The following is a 23,385-nucleotide window of genomic DNA, read 5'->3' on the forward strand; positions in this document are numbered from 1 at the left end:
CCCCTGCTGCGGGACTCAGGCGACGATCTGTTCGGGACTCAGGAACTGCGAGCGTAGAGGTTGAGCTGCTCCCACATCGCGGCATACTTCTGGAAGGAGGCGACCGCGGACTCCGGATCGTCGTTGCTCAGCGCCGTCGCCCACGAGTCGACGAGTTCCGGCGCCTCGTTGGGCCAGAGCACATCGCTCATCCCGCCCAGGTCGAGCTCGAGCACGGAGTTCATGTCGAAGCTGTCGACCCACTGCGCCAGAATCGATGTCTGCTCGACCATGTCAACGACCTTGGACTTGTCGGCGACGGTCTCCGCCGCCCATTCCATCCTCGCCGAGGCGGCCAAAATATCCGTACGGATGAGCACTCTCAGCCCGGCATCGCTTTCATTCGTGATGATCTGGTCCTCGCTCAGAGAGAAGAACAGCCACCACGACGGTGGCACGTCCCAGGCCGAGACCCGGGTGAAGACCCGCGTGTCCTTCGCATCCTGGAGCCACTCGGCGCGCCGGCTGGCCGCGCGCCGACGAGCGGACTTCGGAGCGATGATGTCCAGGGTCGCCTTCGAGGTGTGCTCGGTGAGAGATTCGAGCGCCTCCCACCCGCGGATGTCCTCCTGCGCAGGGCAGTATCGATCCACTCCGTCCGAAGTCTGAGACGCCGGAAGGAAGATCGGTGTGTTGCGAAATGACTCGGCCACAGGACTCGGCGGCAGTGAGATCAAGCGCTGATCGGCGTCACTGGAGACCTGCTCCTCGACCCGAGCACGGTTGTCTCCCACCTGCTCGTCTTGCAATTCGGAATGAACCACTGTGGGTTCGAAAATCCGCAGAGTGACAACATAATCGCGACTGTAGGACATGGGTTCAGCCTATCCAAGGTCGGGCCTCAAAATGGAACTTCCCACTACGAACAGGTAGGATTTAAGCGCATAGCAGAGATCTAGTCCGGGGCGCTTCGCCCCACATGACGACGGAGGGGGTCACGCCAGTGGGTCGCGGCCGCGCAAAGGCAAAGCAGATCAAGGTAGCCCGGAAGCTGAAATACTACAGCCCGGACACCGACCTGAATAGACTCCAGCAGGAACTGGGTTCCGAGTCGCCGACGTCCGGTTCGTCAGATCCGTACGACGACGAGACGGACTATTCGGATTACGCCGACAAGTACAACGTCGACGATGATGACGACGAAGACGACGACTATACACAGCGCGAATCGTAAGCGATCAGCACTGATGTGATCGGAGCTCAGTCAGCTGAGCATCGGATTCGCTAGAGCATGAAGGCGGAGGCTGCGGCCTCCGCCTTCTGCGTTGCCCGGATGGAATCTTCCGCAAGCTGACGATCCGCGAACGGCAGCTGAGTGCCAACGGCCCGCTGATGTGACGACGCGCTGACTTGCTGGAGTGGGGCTTGCTGGCCCGGCTGGCGTTCGCCCTACAGCCAGCGGCATCTCATACCTGTGGCTCCAGCTCCTACAGTTGCTGAGCCGCCACAGACCCACCACGCCCCCGCAGTTCCACTGACAACCTCTGCAACGAGACGTTTTAGAACTGAGGGGCCTCTTTGGAGCCCGCGAGGCGTTTCAGAGCTAAGAGGAAATGTCGCGAGCCGCCAATAGCGACGTGCGAGCCACCCCTCAGCCGAGGATGGCGGCTCCGCCGTCGACGCCCTTGGCGCCCTGGACGTAGTCGAGCTCCGAGGCCAGTGAACCGTCGTCGGTGCTGACGTCACCGAGCACCCATGATCCGGGGCAGGCTGCGAGCACGCTGTCGACGGACGCCGCTGAGGCGACGAGCACCATGCCGACGCCGAGGTTCCAGGTCCGTTCGCGATCCTCCTGCGGGACTCCGCCGAGATCGCCCAGAGTGGAGAAGACCGGAGGAATCTCCCACGAGGTCCGCGACATCTTGGCTACGAGGCCCTTGGGCAGCACGCGCGCCACATTGGCGGACAGTCCCCCGCCGGTGACGTGCGAGACCGCATGCACAGCATCCGGCAGGGCGGAGAACAGGGCGTTGAGTTCGCCGGTGTAGACATGAGTGGGGACGAGGAGCTCCTCCCCCAGGGTGCGACCGAATTCGGGCACATTCCGGTCCAGACCCCACCCCGCCTCGGCGATGACGTGCCTGACCAGTGAATATCCGTTCGAATGGATGCCAGAAGACGGCAGGCCGATGAGCACGTCACCGGCCGAGACCTTCTCAGGTCCCAGCAGTTTGGAGGCTTCGACGACTCCGGTGGCGGCGCCGGCGACGTCGTATTCGTCGACTCCGAGCAGGCCCGGATGCTCGGCGGTCTCCCCGCCGACGAGCGCGACATCGGCACTGGCGCACGCCTCGGCGATGCCCCGGACGATATCGGCGATGCGTTCAGCCACGACCTTGCCGCAGGCGATGTAGTCGGTCATGAACAGCGGTTTCGCACCGCACACGATGATGTCGTCGACGACCATTCCCACCAGGTCGTATCCGATGGTGTCGTGCTTATCGAGGGCCTGCGCGATCGCGACCTTCGTGCCCACCCCATCGGTCGACGAGGCCAGCAGCGGACGGTCGAAGTCCTTGAGCACGGAGACGTCGAAGAGTCCGGCGAAACCGCCCACCTCACCGACGACATTCGCGTTGTGCGTGGCCGCAACTGCGGACTTCATCAGTTCGACGGCGCGGTCACCGGCCTCGACGTCGACGCCGGCTGCGGCGTAGGTGGTGGACTTAGCTGGATCGGTGCTCAACTCAACATCCTTTGTCGGCGGGGGTGTCGTTGACAGGAATCGGGTACTCGCCCGAGAAGCAGGCCGTGCACAGCTGACTGCGCTCCTGCTGCGTGGCTTCGACCATCCCGTCCAGCGAGATGTAGCCCAGGGAATCGGCGCCGAGGTTGTCACGGATCTCGTCCATATTCAGACCGTTGGCGATGAGCTCGGCCCGGGTCGCGAAGTCGATGCCGTAGAAGCAGGGCCACTTGACGGGAGGTGAGGAGATGCGCACGTGGATCTCCTTCGCTCCGGCTTCACGCAGCATCCGCACGAGGGCACGCTGGGTGTTGCCGCGCACGATCGAGTCGTCGACGACGACGAGGCGTTTGCCCTCGATATTCTCCCGCAGCGGATTGAGTTTGAGGCGGATGCCGCGCTGTCGCAGAGTATCCGAGGGCTGGATGAATGTGCGCCCGACATAGGCGTTCTTCATCAGCCCCTGCCCGAAGGGAATGCCGGACTGTTCGGCATAGCCCACGGCCGCCGGTGTCCCTGATTCCGGGGTGGCGATGACGAGATCCGCGTCAACGGGGTATTCGTCGGCCAGCTGGCGACCCATCTGGGTTCTGGCCGCATGCACGGTCTTGCCGTTGAGCACGCTGTCGGGCCGGGCCAGGTACACGTACTCGAATACACAGCGGGCCTGGTCCTGCTCGGCGAATCGGAAGGAGCGCAGACCGTCCTCGTCGATGGCGATGAGTTCGCCCGGTTCGACGTCGCGCACGAAGGAAGCACCGACGATGTCGAGGGCCGAGGTCTCTGAGGCCACGACCCAGCCGTTCTCCATGCGACCCAGCGACAGCGGCCGCACACCGTGGCGATCACGCGCTGCGTAGAGGGTGTTCTCGTCCATGAAGGCCAGTGAGAACGCACCTTCGACCTTGGGCAGGAGGTTGAGTGCTGCCTCCGTGAGGTTCTCGCCTTCTTCGGTCGCGAACAGCTCAGTGACCAGGGAGGTGTCATTGGAGGAATCGCGGAACGGCCGGGTCCGGCTGTCTTTCTTCGTCGCGTCCTTGACGACCTTGTTCGCGTCATCGCGGCGGCCGTCGGCCAGGGCCTCGAGCTCGTCGAAGTTCGTCAGATTGCCGTTGTGCGCCAGCGCCACAGTTCCGAACGGCGTGGGCCCCAGCGTGGGCTGTGCGTTCTCGAATGAAGGTGAGCCCGTCGTCGAGTAGCGGGTGTGCCCGAGCGCGATGTGGCCCTGCAGAAGTTCGAGGTCGCGTTCATGGAAGACCTGTGAAACCAGGCCCATGTCGCGGTAGATCAGGATCTGTCTGCCGTTGCTGGCCGCGATGCCCGCGGATTCCTGCCCGCGGTGCTGCAGAGCGTAGAGCCCGAAGTAGGTGAGTTTGGCGATTTCCTCGCCCGGTGCCCAGACTCCGAATACTCCGCAAGCATCCTGAGGTCCGCGGTCCAGGGGGTCGATTTCGTGCGTTAGTTGCCCGTCTCCTCTTGCCACGTGAAAGATTGTCTCACATCGGTGAGCTCCACTTCACAGGTGGCTCAGACTCCGGTATTCGAAGGAGCTTCAGACTCCGGTACTCGAGGATCCGTTCCGGGGCTCGTCATCGGCACTGCCCTCCACCTCGGCGTCGGTGTCAGGTGGTGTGTCTGAGTCCGCATCGGGATCTTCGCCGTTGGCTTCGGCGATCCGACGACGTGCGATCTCCTTCGGATCATCGACCATGTCGATCTCCGCGTCGACCCGGTACTTGTGAGACTTCCTCCGGCCCGTCCAGTCGAGGATCAGTGCCACGACTCCGCCGATGAACAGTCCGCCCACGGCGAGGACGAGGAGCAGAAGCCCCGCCCCCTTGGCCACGGTGTAGCCAGCGGGCATCGCTTCGGGATCGACGAAGAGCGTGAGCACACCCGCGACGAGGACACCGAGGATCGCGCCGATACCCATGAATACCGAGTACTTGGGGCTGCGACGAACTGCGACGTCGATCTGGTCCTTCATGATCTCCTCGGGTATCAGGTTCGGCAGCGGGTCAGTGGTGCCCGCGTTTCGAGTCGCGGACAGTCTAGTCGACAACTCCTAAACGGGCTCCCAGGCAGTTATCCGGCCGATCCCATAAGCTGGGGTCAGGCACGGAAGGACTTCTCACATAGGGGTGGACATGTCTCATACGATCATCGTCGGAGTCGACGGCTCGGCCAACAGTCAATGCGCGCTGCAGTGGGCGATCAAACATGCGCAGCTGACCATGTCGGAGATTCGCCTCGTCGCGGCGTACACCGTTCCCGGTGTCAATATGACCCAGGCGGATATCGTCTATCCGGCCGATTTCGACACGGTGATCAAACGGTCGGTGCAGCAGCTCGTCGACGACAGCGCGAAAACCGTCACCGACGCCTCGGTGCCGGTGTCGACCGTGGTCTTCCCCGGGGACGCCTCCGGTGCGCTGGTCGAGAACTCGAAGAACGCCGATCTGGCCGTCATCGGTGCCCGCGGTCGCGGAGGTTTCGCCGGCCGACTGCTGGGGTCCGTGGCGCTGGCGATGCCCGCCCACGCGCACTGCCCCACCGTGGTCATCCCCAGCACCTGGCCAGACCGCCCGCTGCCCGAGAGGCCGCTGCCGGTCGACCTGCCGGTGCGTTCCTCCGACGCGCAGACGGCCACCGCCGAGTCGGGCGACAGGCGGCCGGACTTCACCGGTGAGGTCGTGGCCGCGATCGACCCCTTCGAAACCGACGGGCCCGTCCTGCGCGAGGCCGCCGTGCAGGCCCGAATCTATGGCCTGCCCCTGCACCTGGTCGGCATCACGGCCGCTCATGTCCTCTCGCCGGAATGGATGCCCAGCGAGACCCATCTCGAGAAGATGTACGACGAAGCCGTGACCTCGCGGGAGGAAGCGGTGGAGTCACTCAGAGAGGAATTTCCCGAGGTCGAGGTTCGCTGGTCGATCTTCGATGCCCCCGCCACCGAGGTGCTCATCAGTGCCACCTACACCGCCGAACTCATGATGATCGGCTCCCGCGGCCGCGGCGGCTTCGTCTCCACGATCCTCGGTTCGACCTCCCAGGCAGTCCTCTCACACGCGGTGTGCCCGACCCGCGTCGTCCGCGTCAACCGCCGGAAGTCGACGAAGAAGCGCTGAGTCGCTGGGGCGCTGCGGGGTTGCGGGGTTGCGGGGTTGCTGTGCCCCGGCTGGAAGTAGTCTCGGGCAGCGGCTTCAGCCCAGGGCGATGAGGCTGATTCCGGCGACGACGACCACCGCGCCGGTGAGCTTCATGCCGATGTTCTTCTCTCCGAAGAACCACCAGGCCAGGAGTGTGCCGACGATGATCGAAGTCTCCCGCACGGGTGCGACGAGGGACACCGGCGCCTGCTGCATGGCGAAGAGGACGAGCAGGTAGGCCAACGGGGACAGGACGGCGACGGTGACCAGGGCTCGTTTGTGGCCGGCCAGGATCGACATGAAGTCCGCGCGACGCCCCGCACCGCCGGGGATCGTCACGATGCCCAAGGCCATGATGGCTGCGACGCAGGCCTCGGAGACGGCGAAGTAGAGCAGCGGAGAGTCGGTGATGTGGTTGACGGAGAAGTCGTCCCACAAGGTGTATGAGGCGATGAAGGTGCCGATCAGCCCGCCCCAGGCCAGACCACGTCCGACGCCGTAGCCGATTGTCGCCCGACCGACGCCGTGGCTGACGCCGTGGCTGACGCCGTGGCTGACGCCGTGGCTGCCCCTCGACGCGCCGAAGGCTGCGCCTCGCGGTCGCACGGTCACGACGGCGATGCCGGCGAGGACGATGAAGGCGCCGATGGTCTCTGGTGCGCTGGGCCGCTCGCCCAGAAACAGGACGGCGATGATGATCGTGATGATCGGCCCGACTCCGCGTGCCGTGGGATAGACGACGCCCAGGGGCGCATGGTCATAGCCGGACTGCAGGGACACCGAGTAGGCGATGTGGAAGATCGCGCTCAGCGCGGCGGCACCGAGCAGACTCGGGCTGAGCTCATGTGCGCCGGAGACGAGCAGCCAGATCGCGACCGGGGCCAATAGGATCGCCGAGAGCCCGTGATAGGCCAGCACGAAGGCGTAGCCCTTGCCGGAGACGGACTTCGCAGCAATGTTCCACAGGGCATGGGCCACCGAGGCGACCAGCACCAGCCCGAGGACTGTAGGAGTCATCGACGGCTGCGGCCCGTCCTGCTCACAGCTTCACGACCTCACAGCTTCACTGCGACGGTCTTCGTCTGCGTGTACTCGTTGAGGGCTTCGATGGACTTCTCGCGGCCGTAGCCGGACTTCTTGACCCCGCCGAAGGGCAGCTCCACTCCCCCACCGGCACCGTAGGTGTTGACGAAGATCTGCCCGGCCTCCACCTCGGCGGCGACTCGATGGGCTCGGGAGAGGTTCTGCGTCCACAGAGCAGAGATCAGGCCGTAGTCGGTGCCGTTGGCCAGGGAGATCGCTTCCTCCTCATCGCTGAAGGTCATCGCGGCGACGACGGGACCGAAGACCTCCTCCTGCGCGATCGTCGAGCCCGGAGACACGTTGTCCACGAGCGTCGGAGTGATGAAGGCGCCACCGGTGAGGTCGTCGGCGAGGCCCTCGGGTCGGGTCCCGCCGGTGATGATCTCGGCGCTGCCGATGTCTGACAGGAATCCTTCGACGCGGGACTGCTGCTTCGTCGAGATCAGCGGCCCGAGCATCGGGTCCTCGGGGCCGTACCCGATGGTCACCTTCTCCATCGCGGCCGCCAGCTTCTCGACCACCTCGGCGTGGTTGCTCTGGGCGACGATGAGGCGGGACCCGGCCGAGCAGGTCTGACCGGCGTTCTGGATGATCGAACGGAGCAGGGACGGAATCGCGGCGTCGACATCGGCGTCGGAGAAGACGATGTTCGCTGATTTTCCGCCGAGTTCGAGCACCGTGGGAATGACCCGGTCGGCGGCGGCGTGGGCGATCTGCGACCCGGTCTGGGTCGAGCCGACGAAGCCCAGGTGGGCGATGCCCGGGTGGGCTGCCAGCGCCGCACCCGCCTCGGCGCCTAAGCCTGTGACCACGTTGAACGCACCTGCGGGGAAACCGACGGAATGGATGAGCTCGGCCAGCCGGACCGTCGAGCGCGGGGTCTCGTCAGCGGGTTTGGCCACGGCGCAGTTGCCGGTCGCCAGCGAGGTGGCGACGGCGCGGCCGATGAGCTGGAGCGGATAGTTCCAGGCCACGATGTGCCCGGTCACACCGTAGGGTTCGCGTCGCGTGTAGACGTGCATGTCCTCGGTCATGGGGATCGCGTGCCCGTAGTAGGACTCGATGGTGTGGCCGTAGAACTCGAAGTAGCGGGCGCAGACATCGACGTCGGCATAGGCCTGGGTCAGCGGTTTGCCTGTGTCCTCGGACTCGAGGCTGGCCATCTCATCACGGTTGGCCCGAATCACCTCGGCGGTGGTGACCAGCAGTTTCGAGCGCTGCTCGGTGCTCGAGCGCTTCCACTCCTGCTGTGCCCTCGCCGCTGCCTTGACCGCACGGTCGACCTCATCGGGCCCGCCTCGGGAGACATCGCCGAGGTGGTCGCCGGTGGCCGGGTCGACGTTGGCGTAGGTGGTCAGTGTGGGGACATGGCGTCCACCGATGAAAGAGGTGGTCTGGGTGATCTGGGCGTTCATCGCCGACCTTCCAATTCTGCCGATGTGTACAGGGGAACGAAGTCACTGATGTCGGCGCGGGTGCCGGAGGCGTCGACCAAGCCTTCGGCAAGTGCTGCGGAGAATGCGGTCTTGCCGGTCACGATCTCCAACCACACCTGCGCCGAGGTTTCCACGACGTTGGGCGGTGTCCCGCGGGTGTGCCGGGGCCCGGGGATGCACTGGGTGACGCCGAAGGGCGGGACGCGGACCTCGACGCTGTTGCCCTCTGCCCGCGAAGCGAGCTCTTCGAGTGTGAATCTCACCGCGGTAGCCAGGGTCGACCGGTCCGCCGGTGCCGCGTCGGCATTCGAATGCGCCGCCCACATCTCGAGGGCGTTGCGGCCCTCGTCGGGGTCGATCCTTCTGCGAATCGCCATCAGTGACTCTCCCTCTGCCTGATCTTCGCTATATCTTCACCCACGATGACCCGTCCGACAACCGCCGTCCGCCCCTCGGACTCGGTTCCGCCGGTGACGGGGTCGGTGATCGCCTCGATGACCTCGGCGAGGAGTTCCTCGCCGATCTCTGGAATCGCGCCCGCCTTGCGCAGCAGAGTCAGCGCCACGAGTCCCGTCGCCCGGGATGATCCGTCGAGGCATTTGACTGCGACCGAGTACCCGGACTTCGTGGACATGACGATGACGCCTTCGGCCCCGCCCTTGGCGAAGACGCCGAGGCGGTCGATGACGCTCGTGTTCGGTCTCCCGTGGCCTTCAATCGCCCAGGGTTCGGCGAAAACCGCGTCCACGAGGGTGCGGGCCTCGGACGCATAGGAGGCATAGGGCTCCGTCGCCGAGGTTGCCGTCGGGTTCTCGTCGCCTGGTGCCTCGACTGCGCTGCCCAGCCGCACCACGCGGCCGATCGCCCGCGCCAGGCCGACGAGGCTGAGTGCGAACACCGGGGCACCGCAGCCGTCGGTGCCCACGGCCGCCGGCGTCTCGCCGGCGAAGGTTTCGACCACCTCGGCGACCTTCGTCTGCACCGGATGAGCGGGATTGAGGTAGCTGTTCGTGTCGGCACCGGAGGCGAGCGCGGCCATGAGGAAGGCTGCGTGCTTGCCGGAGCAGTTGAAGTACAGGGGCGACTTCGGGTCTGCCTGCAGGCTTCGTCGGAAGGCTCCGTCGGCGGGATGTGCGGAGGGGCATTGCAGGTCGGCGGGGCTGAGACCGACGGATTCGAGCATTCCGGCGACCGCCTCGGCGTGGCCGGCCTCGCATTTGTGGGATGCGGTGGCAAGCGCCGCCCACGTTCCGGTCACCGCAGCACCCAGATTCATTGCGGCGATGGCCTGCAGCGGTTTGAGACTGGACCGGGTGAACACGGGGACCTCGGGAGCACCCAGGCTGATCAGCGGTGATCCCTGCGGATCGAGGACGACGGCGGAACCGATATGGCGTGATTCGAGAAATCCACTGCGAACGACGGCGGCCAATTCGGCGGCGTCGGCGGAGGCGAATGTGGAACAAGACACGCAGTCAAGCCTACGACCTTATAGGCTGGTGGTGTGAAGGTTCTTGTTATCGGTTCGGGCTCCCGCGAACACGCCCTCGTCCTTGCTCTCAGTCGCGACCCTCAGGTCGACGCCGTCATCGCCGCGCCCGGCAACCCCGGAATTGCCGCGATCGCGCACACCGAAGCCGTGGATATGAACGATTCCGCAGCGGTCACTGCGCTGGCGGAGACGCTCGACGTCGACCTCGTCGTCATCGGCCCCGAGGCGCCGCTGGTCGCCGGTGTCGGAGACGCCCTCCGGCAGGCCTCGTTCCCGGTCTTCGGTCCCAGCGCCGAGGCCGCGGCCCTCGAAGGGTCGAAGGCCTTTGCGAAAGAGGTCATGGAGTCCTCGAATGTGCCCACCGCACGCGCCGTGGTCGCCTACACCCCCGACGAGGCCGCCGCTGCCCTCGACGACTTCGGTGCCCCCTACGTGGTCAAGGCCGATGGCCTGGCCGCCGGCAAGGGAGTCGTCGTGACCTCCGACCGGGCCGAGGCGCTGACCCACGCCAGCTCCTGCCTCGAGGTCTCAGACCGTGTCGTCATCGAGGACTACCTCGACGGCCCCGAGGTCTCCCTCTTCGTCCTCTGCGACGGGCAGCACACCCTTCCCCTGGCTCCCGCCCAGGACTTCAAGCGCATCGGCGACGGGGACACGGGGCCCAACACCGGTGGCATGGGCGCCTACTCGCCGTTGCCCTGGATCCCGGCCGGCACCGTCGATGAGATCGTGGACACCGTCGCCCAGCCGGTCGTCGATGAGATGACCCGCCGCGGCACCCCCTTCGTCGGCCTCCTCTACTGCGGACTCGCCCTGACCTCGAAGGGCCTGCGGGTCGTGGAATTCAATGTGCGCTTCGGTGACCCCGAAACCCAGTCCGTTCTCGCCCGTCTGCGCAGCCCGCTGGGACAGACCATGCTCGCCGCTGCCGAGGGTCGCCTCGACGAGGTCGGCGAACTCGAGTGGGATCCGCGCACCTCGGTGACCGTGGTCATGGCCGCCGAGAACTACCCGGGCACTCCCCGCACCGGCGACATCATCCGCGGCCTCAACACGGCCGACGGGCTCGAGGACGTCCACATCCTCCACGCCGGGACCGCCCGGGCCACAGACACGGGTGCCGGGTTCGCTCCGGAGGACACCGTCATCTCCGAGGACGTCGCCGAGACCGGAGACATCGTCACCGCCGGCGGCCGCGTGCTCTCCATCGTCTCGCTGGGCTCGGGCCTCGACGAGGCAAGGGCCAAGGCCTATGCCGCTGCGACCGAGGTCAAATGGGACGGTGAACAGCATAGGACCGACATCGCCGAGGTGGCTGCTCGCGGTCAGATCACCGTCGCCGACATCTACCCGGCCCCTGATGGTGCGGCCGCTGCGGCGTCGGGAGGGGCGGCGTCGGGGGATGCCGTGTCGGGGGACGAGCCGACGCTGCCGTTCCCCGTCGAGGAACCGGCACCGAACTCGAACGTCTCAGCGGGACACGATTCCACGGCTCCCGGGCTCCCGGGCTGGAAGCATGTGTACTCCGGCAAGGTCCGCGACCTCTACATCCCCGGCGATGCCGACGACGCAGCCTCGGCCGAGCAGCTGCTCATGGTCGCCTCCGACCGCATCTCCGCCTATGACTGGGTCCTCGATTCCGAGATACCCGACAAGGGCAAGGTCCTGACCGGCTTGAGTCTGTGGTGGTTCGACCAGCTCTCCGAGGTCATCGGCAACCACGTCATCAGCTCCGACGTCCCTGAGGCCGTGGCCGGCCGCGGCCTCATCGTGAAGAACCTGTCGATGCTGCCCATCGAGTGCGTGGCACGCGGCTATCTCACCGGCTCCGGCATGGCCGACTACAAAGCCACCGGCTCCGTGTGCGGAATCCAGCTGCCGGCAGGTCTCATCGAAGCCGACCGTCTGGAACCTGCGATCTTCACGCCGGCGACCAAGGCCGAGCTGGGAGACCACGACGAGAACGTCAGCTTTGCCCAGATCACGGAGACCATCGGCACCGAGGCGGCTGAGAAGGCCCGTGACCTGACTATCGAGATCTACCAGCGGGCCGAGGCCATCGCCCGTGAGCGCGGCATCATCCTCGCCGACACGAAGTTCGAGTTCGGGACGCTGCCCGATGGGACGATGGTCCTCGGCGACGAAGTGCTGACCCCGGATTCGTCACGCTTCTGGGACGCGGCGTCCTACGAATCGGGTCAGCCGCAGGCGAGCTTCGACAAGCAGTTCGTCCGCGATTGGCTGACTGGTGAGTCCGGCTGGGACAAGTCCTCGGACACTCCCCCGCCAGCCCTGCCCGCCGAGGTGATCGAAAAGACCCGCGCCCGCTACATCGAGGCCTTCGAGAAGCTCACCGGCCAGAAGTTCCCCGGCTAATGAGGCCAATCACAGCCTGACCTCGTCAGCTCAGCAACACTGCTTCACCGAAACAACGCCGCACCGCCGACACCATTGCGCACGCATGTGTGTCCCGGCGGTGCGGCGTTGTTTCGGTGCCCATTTGCGCTGGGGTGCTGTGTCACCCACCCAACTTGCTGTATACCAGCCACACGTTCCCGCCCGCGAAATACGCACAGATCAACACTGAATCAGCGGTCCTCACAATCCTGCACGAGTCTTTCTCAGCGTCAGTTCGTCTCACGCAACGAAATCGGTGGAAACCACTTACTGGTTCCGCTAGGGTGTGGTGAACAGTGACCGGCGACACATCATGTCGCACAAGCCACACACTGACGTGCAACTCGGTTGGAAGTGACATATGCATTACTGGAACGGCACCTATTACGAAGGCAGCGGCGAGACCTTCACCCTCGTCAATCCCGCAACTGGGGAGCGAACCGGAGAGTACACGCTCGCGAACGCCGCCGACGTCAACGACGCAGTCGCCTCGGCGAAGGCCGCCTACCCCGCCTTCAAAGCCTTGACTCCCGGCGAGCGCGCGGAGCTGATGCTGGCACTGGCAACGCAGCTCGAGGCTCGTGCCGATGAGCTCGCCGAACTCGAATCGCTGCAGACCGGCAAGTCCATCCGCCTGGCCAAGGAATTCGACGTGCCCGGCTCGATCGACAATGCGAAGTTCTTCGCCGGTTCCGCCCGGCAGCTCACCGGCCTGGCCGCCGGAACCTACTGGGAGAAGTCGACGTCGATGACCCGGCGCGAACCCCTCGGCGTCGTCGGCTCGATCGCACCATGGAACTACCCGCTGCAGATGGCCGCGTGGAAGGTCTTCCCCGCCGTCGCAGCCGGCAACACCATCGTGCTCAAGACCTCAGAGATGACTCCCGGGACCTCGCTGATCCTCGCCGAGGCGGCCACGGCAGCAGGCTTCGCCCCCGGTGTCATCAACGTCATCGCCGGTGACGGCCTTGAAGCAGGCGAAGCACTCATCACCCACCCGGACGTGGTGATGTCCTCGTTCACCGGGTCGACGAAGGTTGGACGTCGCATCATGGAACTCGCCTCGGCCAAGGGCTCCCGCGTCCACCTCGAGCTCGGCGGCAAGGCACCGCTCGTGGTCTTCGACGACGCCGACATCGAGGCCGCCGCACGCGGTGCCGTCGCCGGGTCGCTCATCAACTCCGGCCAGGACTGCACCGCGGCCACCCGGGCCATCGTCGCCTGCGAACACTTCGAGGCCTTCACCGACCGGGTCACCGAACTCATGAACGGCGTCCGCGTCGGCACCCCGACCGATCCAGCCACAGACATGGGATCCCTGATCTCACTGACCCACCGCTCACGGGTTGCCGCCATGGTCGACCGCGCCCGCGAAGCCGGGGCCACGATCCACTGCGGAGGTGAGATCCCGACGTCGAACCACCTCGGCGAGGCTCTGCCCGGAGACACCGAGACAACGGCGTACTACGCGCCGACGCTCATCAGCGGAATCGACACCGACTCCGAGGTGTGGCGCGAGGAGATCTTCGGTCCCGTTCTCGTCGCTCTCGCCTTCGACACCGATGATGAGGCGATCGAATTGGCCAACGACACCCCCTACGGGCTGGCGGCGAGCGCCTGGACGACGACCACGAACCGGACGCTGCGTGCCGCTGCCGACATCGAGGCCGGATGCGTGTGGATCAACGAACACATCCCGATTGTCTCCGATATGCCCCACGGCGGATACAAGGCCTCCGGGTTCGGCAAGGACATGAGCCAGTACTCGTTCGATGAGTACACGCAGGTCAAGCACGTGTTCATCGATCAGCATGAGGACCCGCACCACGAATGGCAGGACACCGTCTTCACGTCCTGAGTCCCGGTGCACATACAATGACATCCTGGCGAGCGCGTCCGGCGCGTTGCCGCCTCACCTTCGACAAAGAAGTCGGGAGGACCATGAACCTCGACGTTCTCGACGTCAGCATCTTCGACGGCCACGCCGTCCTGCCCGCGAACCGCATCAGCATTCGCGACGGCATCATCACCGAGATCGGCATCGGCGCGGCCGCCGAACCTGCCGAACGCACCATCACGGCCACCGGGAAACTGATCACGCCCGGGTTCGTCGACGCCCATGTGCACACGACCTTCGGCGGACAGGAGTCCCTGGCCTGTGACCTCAGCGAAGCGCAGGGGCTCGAGGCCTCACTCGACGTGATCCGGGACTACCTAGCCGCGACCGCTCCGGAAGCGGCAGATGACTGGGTCACCGGCGGCGGGTGGTCGATGGCCGACTTCCCCGGCGGTGCACCCACCGCTGCTATCCTTGACGAGCTGAGTCCCGAGCGCCCCATCATCCTGCTCAGCGCCGACCATCATTCGGCATGGGTGAACTCGAGGGCCATGGACCTCGCCGGCCTCGACGCCTCCACCCCCACCCCGCCCGGAGGCGTGATCGAGAAGGGCGCGGACGGCGCACCGACAGGGTGCCTGCACGAATCCGCGATGGACATCGTCTCCGGGATCGTCCCCGCCGCCTCCGACTCCGCCATTCGCGCCGGACTGCTCGCCGGGCAGTCCTACCTTCAGGGCCTCGGCGTCACCGCATGGATGGATGCGATCGTCGGCGACTACTCCGGCCACCGCTCCCCCTTCGACGCCTATGTCGATGCGGAGAACTCCGACGATCTGTCCGCCGAGGTGGTCGGCAGCCTGTGGTGGCCCCGTGACGTCGAGGACATCGACGCCCAGGTCGCAGCCCTGCTCGAGCAGCGGCGAACCCAGGGACAGTTCCGCACGACCTCGGTGAAGTTCATGCTCGACGGCATCGTCGAATCCCGGACAGCCGCAATGAGCGCTGAGTACAGCTGCGCCTGCGGCGGATTCGGAACCAGCTACTTCACCCGCGAGCACCTCCACCGGTCCTTCGCCGCCCTCGACGCGGCAGGCTTCGACATCCACTGCCATGCGATCGGCGATGCCGCCGTCAAGGCCGCCCTCGACGCATTCGAAGCCGTCGGAAGCCACAGCGACCGCCGCCATCACATCGCCCACGTCCAGGTCGTCGACCCCGTTGATGTCGACCGCTTCGCGACGCTCGGGATCACCGCGAATCTGCAGGCGCTGTGGGCCTGCTACGACCAGCAGCTGCTCGACCTCAACATTCCCTACCTCGGTGCCGAACGCACCGGCTGGCTGTATCCATTCAAGTCGTTCGCGAAGGCAGGGACCCACCTGGCCATGGGTTCGGACTGGCCGGTCTCGACGCCGAACCCGTGGGAGGCGATCCATGTTGCCGTGAACCGCTCGCACCCGGACGCGGGCGACCCGGCACCGCTCCTGCCCGAGCAGGCCATCGACCTGACCACCGCGCTGCGCGCCTACACTTCTGGTTCCGCGCACCTGCTGCGCTCGAACACCAACGGGACCATCCGCACCGGCCAGGTCGCCAATCTCGCGCTGGCGAGTGCGAACCCCTTCGACATCGCCCCGGGCAGACTCGTCGAGGTGCACAACGAACTGACAGTCGCCGGCGGCCGCATCGTCTACGACGGCATCGGCTCAGCCACAGTCGCTGCCACCGCCCCAGAGTCCATTCCAGTCACACATCCTGAAAGGCAATCATGACCACGACAGTCACGCCAGAGTCATCTGCTCCCCCGCAGGTCGGGCACCTGGAGGTTCGAGGAGTCAAGAAGGTCTTCGGGGACACCACTGCGATCGAACGTCTTGATCTGTCCGTGCGCAAGGGCGAGTTCCTGTCCCTCCTCGGCCCCTCGGGCTGCGGAAAGACGACCCTGCTGCGCATGATCGCAGGCTTCGAGACTCCCACAGACGGGGCGATCCTTCTGTCGGGCAAGGACATCGTCAGCCTCCCGCCGCACCGGCGCCCGGTGAACACGGTGTTCCAGTCCTACCTGCTCTTCCCCCACATGAACATCGCCGACAACATCGCCTACGGACTCAAACAGGCCAAAGTCCCCAAGCCGGAGATCGCCGAGAGGGTCCGTGAGGTTCTCGCGCTGGTCCAGATGGAGGACTTCGCGGGGCGCAAACCCGAACAGCTCTCCGGTGGTCAGCAGCAGCGCATCGCCCTCGCCCGCGCCCTGGTGAACCGCCCACAGGTCCTTCTCCTCGACGAGCCGATGTCGGCTCTCGACCGCAAACTGCGCGAGGAGATGCAGCTCGAGCTCAAGCGCCTGCATGCGAGACTCGGCACCACCTTCGTGTTCGTCACCCATGATCAGCAGGAGGCACTGGCGATGAGTGACCGCATCGTCGTCATGTACGAGGGGGTCATCCAGCAGGTCGGCAGCGGTGAGGAGATCTACGAGGAGCCGGGCAATCGGTTCGTCGCGAGCTTCATCGGCAAACAGAATTTCATCCCGGTCAGCGTGACCGAGGTCGACGACGCGGGAGCGACCCTGACGAGTAAGAACTCGGTGATGCACACGAGCGCGATCGAGTCCAAACCTGCCACGGCAGGCTCCTCCGCCGGCGGTGGAGCCCTGCGCGAAGGTGACACGGTCCGAGCCGCCATCCGTCCCGAGCGGATGCGAGTCGCCGGGGCCGATCCCGCTGCCGGGACGACGCCGAACACTGCCCCGGGCACCGTCATCTCCACCTCGTTCCTCGGCGATGTCGTGCAGTACATGGTGCGGTCCGGATCGAATGACGAGGTCCTCGCTCGTGTCCCAGCGGCCGGTGCCCGGATCTTCGCGCAGGGCGACGAGGTTGCGCTGTCCTGGGACTCCGATGCGGTGGCGGTGTTCGCCGATGAGTGAGCGCTCCCCGATCAGCGTCCTCGCTCCGCACAGCAAGGTCGAAAGGATCACAAGACGAGCGGCTCTGGCCGGCTTCGGCGTCCTCGGCCTCGGGGCTCTGACCGCCTGCGGGCGGAATACGAGCATGGCCGCCTCACCGGCGACCGACGGCGAGCTCGAATCGAAGCTCAACCTCTACACCTGGGGTGATTACGATTCTCCGGATCTGCTGGAGAAGTTCCGCGACGACTTCGATGTGCTCCTGCAGGTCGACTCCTACGGATCGAACGAGGAGCTCATCGCCAAGCTGTCCTCCAGCCGCGGAACCTCCGGCTACGATGTCGTCGTCCCCACCGGCTCCCAGATCGACCGGTTCGCCAGCCATGACCTGCTCCAACCCCTGGATCTGTCCCTGATTCCGAACTTCTCGCACATGGATCCGAACTTCATCGACCAGGAGTTCGATCCCGGGAATGAGTACACGATCTGCAAGGCCTGGGGCACAACCGGCTTTGCCTACCGCACCGATGTCATCTCGCGCACGATGACCTCCTGGCAGGATTTCATCGATGCTGCCCAGGGTGAGGCTTCGGGACGCACATCGCTGCTCTCCGATCCGTGGGAGGTCACGGCGATCACGCTGGCGACCCTCGGGCACAGCCTGAACACGACCGATGAGAAGGAGCTCGCCGAGGCGAAGAAGATCATCCTCGACGAGATCGCGCCCAATGTCCGCGCCTATTTCGGCAGCGCCTCGACGGGAATGATCCAGGGCAGCTTCGACCTCATGCAGTCCTACAACGGCGACGCCCGTCAGGGTTTCAACGAGGTCGACAACCCGGAGGACTGGGAGTACGTCTTCCCGACCCCCTCGGCGAATCTCTGGATGGACTGCTGGGCGATCGCCACCGGGGCACCGCATCCGGATGCCGCACACGAGTTCATCAACTTCATGATCTCTCCCGAGAACACCATGACCCAGATCGAATACATCGGCTATCCGATCGGGGTCAAGGGCACGGAGGAGAAGGCGAAGGAGGCCGAGCTCGACTACCTCAATCTCATCTTCCCCGACCAGGAGGTTCTCGATCGACTCGAGGCCAGCATCTTCAATGAGGGAATGGCGGCACGCGTCGACATCCTCACCGAGGCCAAAAGGAGGTCGGGAGCAGCATGATTCCGCTTCGCAACAGAATCTTCGGACCCGCGGCGCTGTCGTTTCCCACGTGGGCCTACGTCATCTTCTTCTTCGTCATCCCCGTGGCGATGGTGTTCTTCTTCAGCTTCGGCTACAAGCCGGACATCTACACGGCGGTGGCCACCGATGAGCTCAGCTTCGATCGGTTCCCCGAGGCGCTGAACCCGGCCTTCGTGTCGACGTTCTTCGCCACGCTGCGGATCTCGCTCCTCGGCACGTTCATCTGTCTGCTCATCGCACTGCCCTTCGCCTATTGGATCGCGGTGAAGATCTCCCCAGCCCGGCGCAGCCTCGCCCTGGCTCTGGTCATGGTGCCGTTCTGGACGAACTTCCTCGTCCGCACGCTCGGTTGGCAGATCATCCTCTCCCCCACGGGCTTCTTCTCCGAGGGGCTCATGGCGCTGGGGCTGACTCAGGAGAGGATCGACATCCTCTACACGCACACCGCGGTCCAGATCGGCGTCGTCTACAACTATCTGCCGCTCATGATCCTGCCGCTCTTCGTGGCCATCGACCGGTCGGGCACGAAGCTGCGCGAGGCCAGCTACGACCTCGGCGCGAACAAGGTCAAGACCTTCTTCAAGGTGACACTGCCGATGGCGATGCCGGGCGTCATCTCGGGCTGCCTGCTCGTCTTCATCCCACTCAACGGCGACTACATCACCGCCACCGTGCTCGGCGGGGCGAGCGGGTCGATGATCGGCCAGCTCATCGCCGAACAGTTCAACTCCGCTCAGAACTGGGCGCTGGGTTCGGCCATGGCCGTCGTCCTCATCGCCTCGACTGTCGTCGTCGTGGGCCTCGGCTTCGCTCTGCTCAAGATCGGGCAGCTCATCGCGGCGAAGGCCAACAGTATTCCGATCTCGAACGGGAGGGCATGACATGGCCCATACGATCCGCAAACCGCTGACCGACAGGCTCCTCAGCGCATGGGGGATCCTCGTCTTCATCTACCTGTTCCTGCCGATCGCCGTCATCGTCGCCTACTCGTTCAACAACGGCAAGGTGCTCGCGAACTTCTCCGAATTCGGCTTCAATGCCTATGCCAACGGGCTCGACAACGACGTCATCGTCGCCACCGTGTTCACGAGCCTCCAGGCCGCCGTCGGGTCGGCGATCGTGGCGACCATCTTCGGCACCATCGGCGGCGTCGCCCTCGCCCGTGCCAAGCGCGGGGTGTGGTGGGCCGTGGGACTCACCGTCGTTCTCGGTGCCACACTGTTCACCCCGGAGATCGTCGACGGCATCGCCTTCCTGCCGTGGTTCGTCACGCTCGGCGTGGACTGGGGGCTGACCCCGTTCAACGACGGATTGGTTCGCCTGATCGTCTCGCACGCAATGTTCTCGATGGCCGTCGTGACCTTCATCATCCGGGCGCGAATGGCCGGGATGAACCAGCAGCTCGAGGAGGCCGCAGCCGACCTCGGTGCCAACGCGTGGCAGAGGTTCCGCGACATCACCCTGCCGATCGCGGCTCCCGGCATCTTTGCCGGCGCCCTCATGTCGTTCACACTCAGCTTGGACAACACGATCCTCTCGAGCTTCGTCCAGCTGCCGGGTTCGACACCGTGGCCGGTCTACATCTTCGCTGCGGTCAAGGTGGCGCTGCGGCCCGAGATCGCCGCGATCTCGACTCTCATGTTCCTGCTCACCCTCATCGCGCTCGGGGTCTGCGCCCTGGCTCTGCGCAAGACTGGGGGAAGCTCGACGGAGATCATCAAGACCATGGCCGGATGATTCCCACCCCCTCGCCGAGGCGGGCCCGGAGTCCGCGAGGCCCGCACACCTGCACACAGCTGACATTTGCCGCAAGGCAGAAGGAGAAGTGACATGGACGTCAATGCCGCACTGGCCGACGCCTCGACCGTTCCGTTCTGGCTCGATTCCGAGCAGCGGCCGGAGCCTCTGCCGCCGCTGACCCGCAATCTCGAGGCCGACCTCGTCATCGTCGGGGGTGGTTTCACCGGCCTGTGGACGGCTCTGCAGGCAAAGGAGCGCGATCCCGATCGCCACGTCGTCCTGGTTGAGGCGAACACGATCGGGTGGGCCGCCTCGGGGCGCAATGGCGGGTTCTGTGCCGCCAGCCTCACCCACGGCTATGACAACGGCGAATCGCATCTGCCGGATGAGAACGAGCGACTGGCGCAGCTGGGGCGGGAGAACCTCGACGCGATCGAGGCCGCCGTGGCCAGGTACGACATGGATGTCGAGTTCGAACGCACCGGTGAACTCGATGTCGCGACCGAGGACTACCAGGTTCCGGAGCTGCGCGAAGCACACGACCCCGAGGCTGGTTTCATCTTCTACGATCAGCAGGAATTGGCGCAGATCGTGAAGTCACCGACGTACAAGGGTGCTCTCTGGGACTCTCGGGAGGTTGCCTTGGTCAACCCCGCCAAGCTGTGTTGGGAACTGCTGCGGGTCATCCGTGAACTCGGCGTCGAGGTCTTCGAAGGCACGAAGGTCACCGATGTCAGCGACCGGACGTCGACGGTGCAGGTGACGACCCGAGTGAACTCTGCGACCGCGTCCGGACCCGCGAGCTCCTCGACGATCACGGCGCAGCGGGTGGCTCTGGCGACGAACGTCTTCCCCTCGCTCCTCAAACGGGTCAGTCTGCATACCGTCCCGGTCTACGACTACGCCCTGATGACCGAGCCGCTGAGTGATGAGCAGCTGACATCGATCGGGTGGAACGGCAGACAGGGCATCGGCGACTGCGCGAACCGATTCCACTACTACCGACTCTCGGCAGACAACCGGATCCTCTTCGGCGGATGGGACGCCGTCTACCACTACGGTCGGCAGGTCTCGTGGAAGTACGATCAGCGGGCCGAGACCTTCGAGACCTTGGCCGAGCACTTCTACGAGACGTTCCCCCAACTGGACAGAGTGAAGTTCAGCCACAAATGGGGCGGACCCATCGACACCTGTTCGCGGTTCTTCTCCTTCTTCGCCACGGCCTACGGCAAGAAAGTCGCCATGGCCGCCGGCTTCACCGGACTGGGTGTGGGCGCCTCGCGCTTCGCCGGCACCGTCATGCTCGACCTGCTGACCGGGCAGGATACGGAACTGACCCAGTTGGAGATGGTGCGCAAGCTGCCCCTGCCCTTCCCTCCTGAGCCGGTGGCCTGGTTGGGCATCCAGATGACGACGAATGCGATGATCAAGGCCGATGGCAACGAAGGCCGGCGTGGTCCGCTGCTCAAGGCACTCGACGCGGTGGGTATGGGCTTCGACTCCTGAGGCTGACTGTGGGGTCCGCGATTCGTGGCGTCCGGTTCGTGGCGTCCGCAGCTCGGACCGAAGGCGGGAGTTCCGTCCGTGCTTGATAGACTTTGAGCGAGCGCGGGAGGAACTCCCGAACACTTTCTTGAAGGAGCAGAACACGCATGGCACGTGTCGTCGTTGAGGTGATGCCCAAACCCGAGATTCTTGACCCTCAGGGTAAGGCGATCTCCGGTGGAATGTCCCGACTCGGCTTCACCGGTTTCGGTGAGGTACGACAGGGAAAGCGCTTCGAGCTCGAAGTCGAAGGCGAGGTCACCGAGGAGGTTCTCGCCCAGGCTCGTGAAGCTGCAGAGAAGCTCCTGTCCAACCCGGTCATCGAGAATGTCGTGGCCGTTCGTGCCATCGAGGAAGCCTGATGACCGCAGTCGCCACCGACCCCACCATCGCCGAGGCGGGTGCTGAGTCCGGAGCCTCGATCGGTGTTGTGACGTTCCCCGGTACGCTCGATGATCGTGATGCCGCACGTGCCGTTCGTCTTGCCGGCGCGAAGCCGGTGAACCTCTGGCACGCCGATTCCACGCTTGCCGGTGTCGACGGTGTCATTCTGCCCGGAGGGTTCTCCTACGGGGACTACCTGCGCTGCGGTGCGATCGCGGGTTTTGCTCCGATCATGGAATCCGTCGTCTCGGCCGCCAACGCCGGCATGCCGGTCCTGGGCATCTGCAACGGCTTCCAGATCCTCTGCGAATCGCATCTGCTGCCCGGTGCCCTCATCCGCAATGACCACCAGCATTTCATCTGCCGTGACCAGGAACTGATCGTAGAGAACACGAATACCGTCTGGACCGGTGACTACTCACAGGGTCAGACCATTCGGATTCCGCTGAAGAACGGTGAGGGCGGGTTCGTCGCCACCGAAGAGGTCCTCGACGAGCTCGAAGGCACTGGCCGTGTGGCGCTCCGCTACCAGGGCCCCAATCCCAACGGTTCCCTACGCGACATCGCCGGCATCACGAACGATGCCGGAAACGTGGTCGGACTCATGCCCCACCCCGAACACGCCGTTGAAGCCGGCTTCGGACCGGAAGACGGTGGCGGCATCGACGGTCAGGGATTCTTCTCCTCAGCCGTGCGCACCCTCGTCACGGGCCGCTGAGCCAAGTCACCGGCGCGCTCTTCAGCCGTCGGCCCATTTGAGGCCGACGGCTGTCTCAAGCGTCGCGGATGCGGCGTGCAAGGGCACCGACCAGGTCTCGTCACCGACGATTCCGTCGATGTCGACGTCGCCCCACTTCTGGAACCCTTCGACGGACGTCTTGGTCGCGGACCCGAATTCGCCGTCGGGCTCCCCGGGTGAGGGCCAGTCTCCCTCAACAGAACCGCTGTGCAGAACTTTCTGCAGGTCCGCTACGGCTCCATGAGACGAGCCGACCTTGAGCGTGGGCATCGCTCCTCCGTTCGGCAGTGCCTCCCAGGTCTTGTCGCCGACGATGCCGTCGACATCGAGTCCGGCGCCGTCCTGGAAGTTCTCGACTGCTGTTTCTGTCACGGCTCCGAAGATTCCATCGACTGCCACCGAATGATCCGGCACTCTGCGCAGAGCTCGCTGTGCCCTCCTGACGACGTCGCCCTGGGATCCTCGCTTGATGATGGGTTGACCGGGATTGGACATTTTCTCCTCCTGCTTAGTGCCGGTGCTTCCGGGCCGGAACTCACCGATCGTGAATATTCGTGGAAGCAGCCTTGCCGCCACAACCGTCAATCTATGACCGGCGCACAGTTCCCGACGAGGGCTGGACGAGACTCATCCCGCATGCCCGTGAGATGGTCCTGAAGCACTGGGACGGTCACGGCCTGTGCACGCGCATCGGCCCCGGAGCTCCGGCTCGTGTGGCCGGTGTTCCAGGGCCGAATGCCCTTTCTCGG

Annotated in this window: 21 protein-coding genes; 12 read left to right on the forward strand and 9 right to left on the reverse strand. The window is 65.1% G+C overall.

Annotated elements, in window-relative coordinates; translation table 11 throughout:
• Positions 1-38: 38 nt before the first annotated feature.
• Positions 39-854 (reverse strand): DUF8083 family protein, encoded by an 816-nt coding sequence (locus tag BLT92_RS05740; RefSeq protein ID WP_092103948.1) that lies wholly within the window; start codon positions 852-854, stop codon positions 39-41.
• A 128-nt stretch (positions 855-982) separates the two neighbouring features.
• Here BLT92_RS05740 and BLT92_RS05745 point away from each other — a divergent pair, with 128 nt between their 5' ends.
• Entirely contained in the window at positions 983-1,213 is a 231-nt protein-coding gene (locus BLT92_RS05745) for a DUF3073 domain-containing protein (RefSeq protein WP_092103950.1), read from the forward strand.
• Positions 1,214-1,630: 417 nt separating this feature from the next.
• On the opposite strand, the gene purM is transcribed toward BLT92_RS05745, so the two are convergent.
• The 3 genes from purM to BLT92_RS05760 all read right to left on the reverse strand — a co-directional run bounded on the left by purM (position 1,631) and on the right by BLT92_RS05760 (position 4,712).
• On the reverse strand, positions 1,631-2,725 hold the full coding sequence (gene purM / locus BLT92_RS05750; RefSeq protein WP_092103952.1) for a phosphoribosylformylglycinamidine cyclo-ligase: 1,095 nt from the start codon (positions 2,723-2,725) through the stop codon (positions 1,631-1,633).
• 1 nt (position 2,726) lies between these two features.
• Positions 2,727-4,208 carry an amidophosphoribosyltransferase gene (gene purF, locus BLT92_RS05755; protein WP_092103954.1) on the reverse strand — a complete coding sequence of 494 codons (1,482 nt, stop codon included), beginning with the start codon at positions 4,206-4,208 and terminating at the stop codon, positions 2,727-2,729.
• A 69-nt stretch (positions 4,209-4,277) separates the two neighbouring features.
• Positions 4,278-4,712 (reverse strand): hypothetical protein, encoded by a 435-nt coding sequence (locus BLT92_RS05760; RefSeq protein ID WP_231939046.1) that lies wholly within the window; start codon positions 4,710-4,712, stop codon positions 4,278-4,280.
• A 160-nt stretch (positions 4,713-4,872) separates the two neighbouring features.
• Between BLT92_RS05760 and BLT92_RS05765 the strand changes: the two genes are divergently transcribed.
• Positions 4,873-5,853: a universal stress protein gene (locus tag BLT92_RS05765; protein WP_092108836.1), complete on the forward strand. Its 981-nt coding sequence runs from the start codon at positions 4,873-4,875 to the stop codon at positions 5,851-5,853.
• Positions 5,854-5,928: 75 nt separating this feature from the next.
• On the opposite strand, the gene BLT92_RS05770 is transcribed toward BLT92_RS05765, so the two are convergent.
• Genes BLT92_RS05770 through BLT92_RS05785 form a run of 4 tightly spaced genes read right to left on the reverse strand, consistent with a single transcriptional unit; the run spans position 5,929 to position 9,864 of the window.
• Positions 5,929-6,891, reverse strand: coding sequence for an EamA family transporter (locus tag BLT92_RS05770; protein WP_092103956.1), 963 nt, complete (start codon positions 6,889-6,891; stop codon positions 5,929-5,931).
• A gap of 38 nt (positions 6,892-6,929) precedes the next feature.
• A complete protein-coding gene (locus BLT92_RS05775; RefSeq protein WP_092103958.1) occupies positions 6,930-8,372 on the reverse strand; it encodes an aldehyde dehydrogenase family protein in 1,443 nt (480 codons plus the stop codon).
• The gene (locus BLT92_RS05780; protein ID WP_092103960.1) at positions 8,369-8,770 is read right to left on the reverse strand and encodes a sterol carrier family protein; all 402 of its coding nucleotides are present in this window, start codon (positions 8,768-8,770) and stop codon (positions 8,369-8,371) included. The genes BLT92_RS05775 and BLT92_RS05780 overlap by 4 nt, the downstream gene beginning before the upstream one ends.
• Complete coding sequence (locus BLT92_RS05785) at positions 8,770-9,864, reverse strand: asparaginase (protein ID WP_092103962.1); 1,095 nt, start codon at positions 9,862-9,864, stop codon at positions 8,770-8,772. Before BLT92_RS05785 ends, BLT92_RS05780 begins: the two co-directional genes overlap by 1 nt.
• Positions 9,865-9,897: 33 nt before the next feature.
• Between BLT92_RS05785 and purD the strand changes: the two genes are divergently transcribed.
• From purD to purQ, 10 genes are all read left to right on the forward strand, one after another.
• On the forward strand, positions 9,898-12,261 hold the full coding sequence (purD, locus tag BLT92_RS05790) for a phosphoribosylamine--glycine ligase (RefSeq protein WP_092103965.1): 2,364 nt from the start codon (positions 9,898-9,900) through the stop codon (positions 12,259-12,261).
• A 382-nt stretch (positions 12,262-12,643) separates the two neighbouring features.
• Entirely contained in the window at positions 12,644-14,140 is a 1,497-nt protein-coding gene (locus BLT92_RS05795; RefSeq protein ID WP_092103967.1) for an aminobutyraldehyde dehydrogenase, read from the forward strand.
• An 83-nt stretch (positions 14,141-14,223) separates the two neighbouring features.
• Positions 14,224-15,894 carry an amidohydrolase gene (locus BLT92_RS05800; RefSeq protein ID WP_092103969.1) on the forward strand — a complete coding sequence of 557 codons (1,671 nt, stop codon included), beginning with the start codon at positions 14,224-14,226 and terminating at the stop codon, positions 15,892-15,894.
• Positions 15,891-17,051: an ABC transporter ATP-binding protein gene (locus BLT92_RS05805; RefSeq protein WP_092103971.1), complete on the forward strand. Its 1,161-nt coding sequence runs from the start codon at positions 15,891-15,893 to the stop codon at positions 17,049-17,051. The genes BLT92_RS05800 and BLT92_RS05805 overlap by 4 nt, the downstream gene beginning before the upstream one ends.
• Positions 17,044-18,207, forward strand: coding sequence for a polyamine ABC transporter substrate-binding protein (locus BLT92_RS05810; protein WP_092103973.1), 1,164 nt, complete (start codon positions 17,044-17,046; stop codon positions 18,205-18,207). Before BLT92_RS05805 ends, BLT92_RS05810 begins: the two co-directional genes overlap by 8 nt.
• Positions 18,204-19,109: an ABC transporter permease gene (locus BLT92_RS05815; protein ID WP_092103975.1), complete on the forward strand. Its 906-nt coding sequence runs from the start codon at positions 18,204-18,206 to the stop codon at positions 19,107-19,109. Before BLT92_RS05810 ends, BLT92_RS05815 begins: the two co-directional genes overlap by 4 nt.
• A gap of 1 nt (position 19,110) precedes the next feature.
• A complete protein-coding gene (locus BLT92_RS05820) occupies positions 19,111-19,965 on the forward strand; it encodes an ABC transporter permease (protein WP_092103977.1) in 855 nt (284 codons plus the stop codon).
• 93 nt (positions 19,966-20,058) lie between these two features.
• Positions 20,059-21,474 carry an NAD(P)/FAD-dependent oxidoreductase gene (locus BLT92_RS05825; RefSeq protein WP_092103979.1) on the forward strand — a complete coding sequence of 472 codons (1,416 nt, stop codon included), beginning with the start codon at positions 20,059-20,061 and terminating at the stop codon, positions 21,472-21,474.
• Between the two features lie 146 nt (positions 21,475-21,620).
• Positions 21,621-21,875: a phosphoribosylformylglycinamidine synthase subunit PurS gene (gene purS, locus BLT92_RS05830; protein ID WP_092103981.1), complete on the forward strand. Its 255-nt coding sequence runs from the start codon at positions 21,621-21,623 to the stop codon at positions 21,873-21,875.
• Positions 21,875-22,615 (forward strand): phosphoribosylformylglycinamidine synthase subunit PurQ, encoded by a 741-nt coding sequence (purQ, locus tag BLT92_RS05835; RefSeq protein ID WP_092103983.1) that lies wholly within the window; start codon positions 21,875-21,877, stop codon positions 22,613-22,615. Before purS ends, purQ begins: the two co-directional genes overlap by 1 nt.
• 21 nt (positions 22,616-22,636) lie before the next feature.
• On the opposite strand, the gene BLT92_RS05840 is transcribed toward purQ, so the two are convergent.
• A complete protein-coding gene (locus BLT92_RS05840) occupies positions 22,637-23,131 on the reverse strand; it encodes a peptidoglycan-binding domain-containing protein (RefSeq protein ID WP_092103985.1) in 495 nt (164 codons plus the stop codon).
• Positions 23,132-23,385: the final 254 nt, after the last annotated feature.

It is taken from the genome of Brevibacterium picturae (assembly GCF_900105045.1).
GTDB lineage: Bacteria > Actinomycetota > Actinomycetes > Actinomycetales > Brevibacteriaceae > Brevibacterium > Brevibacterium picturae.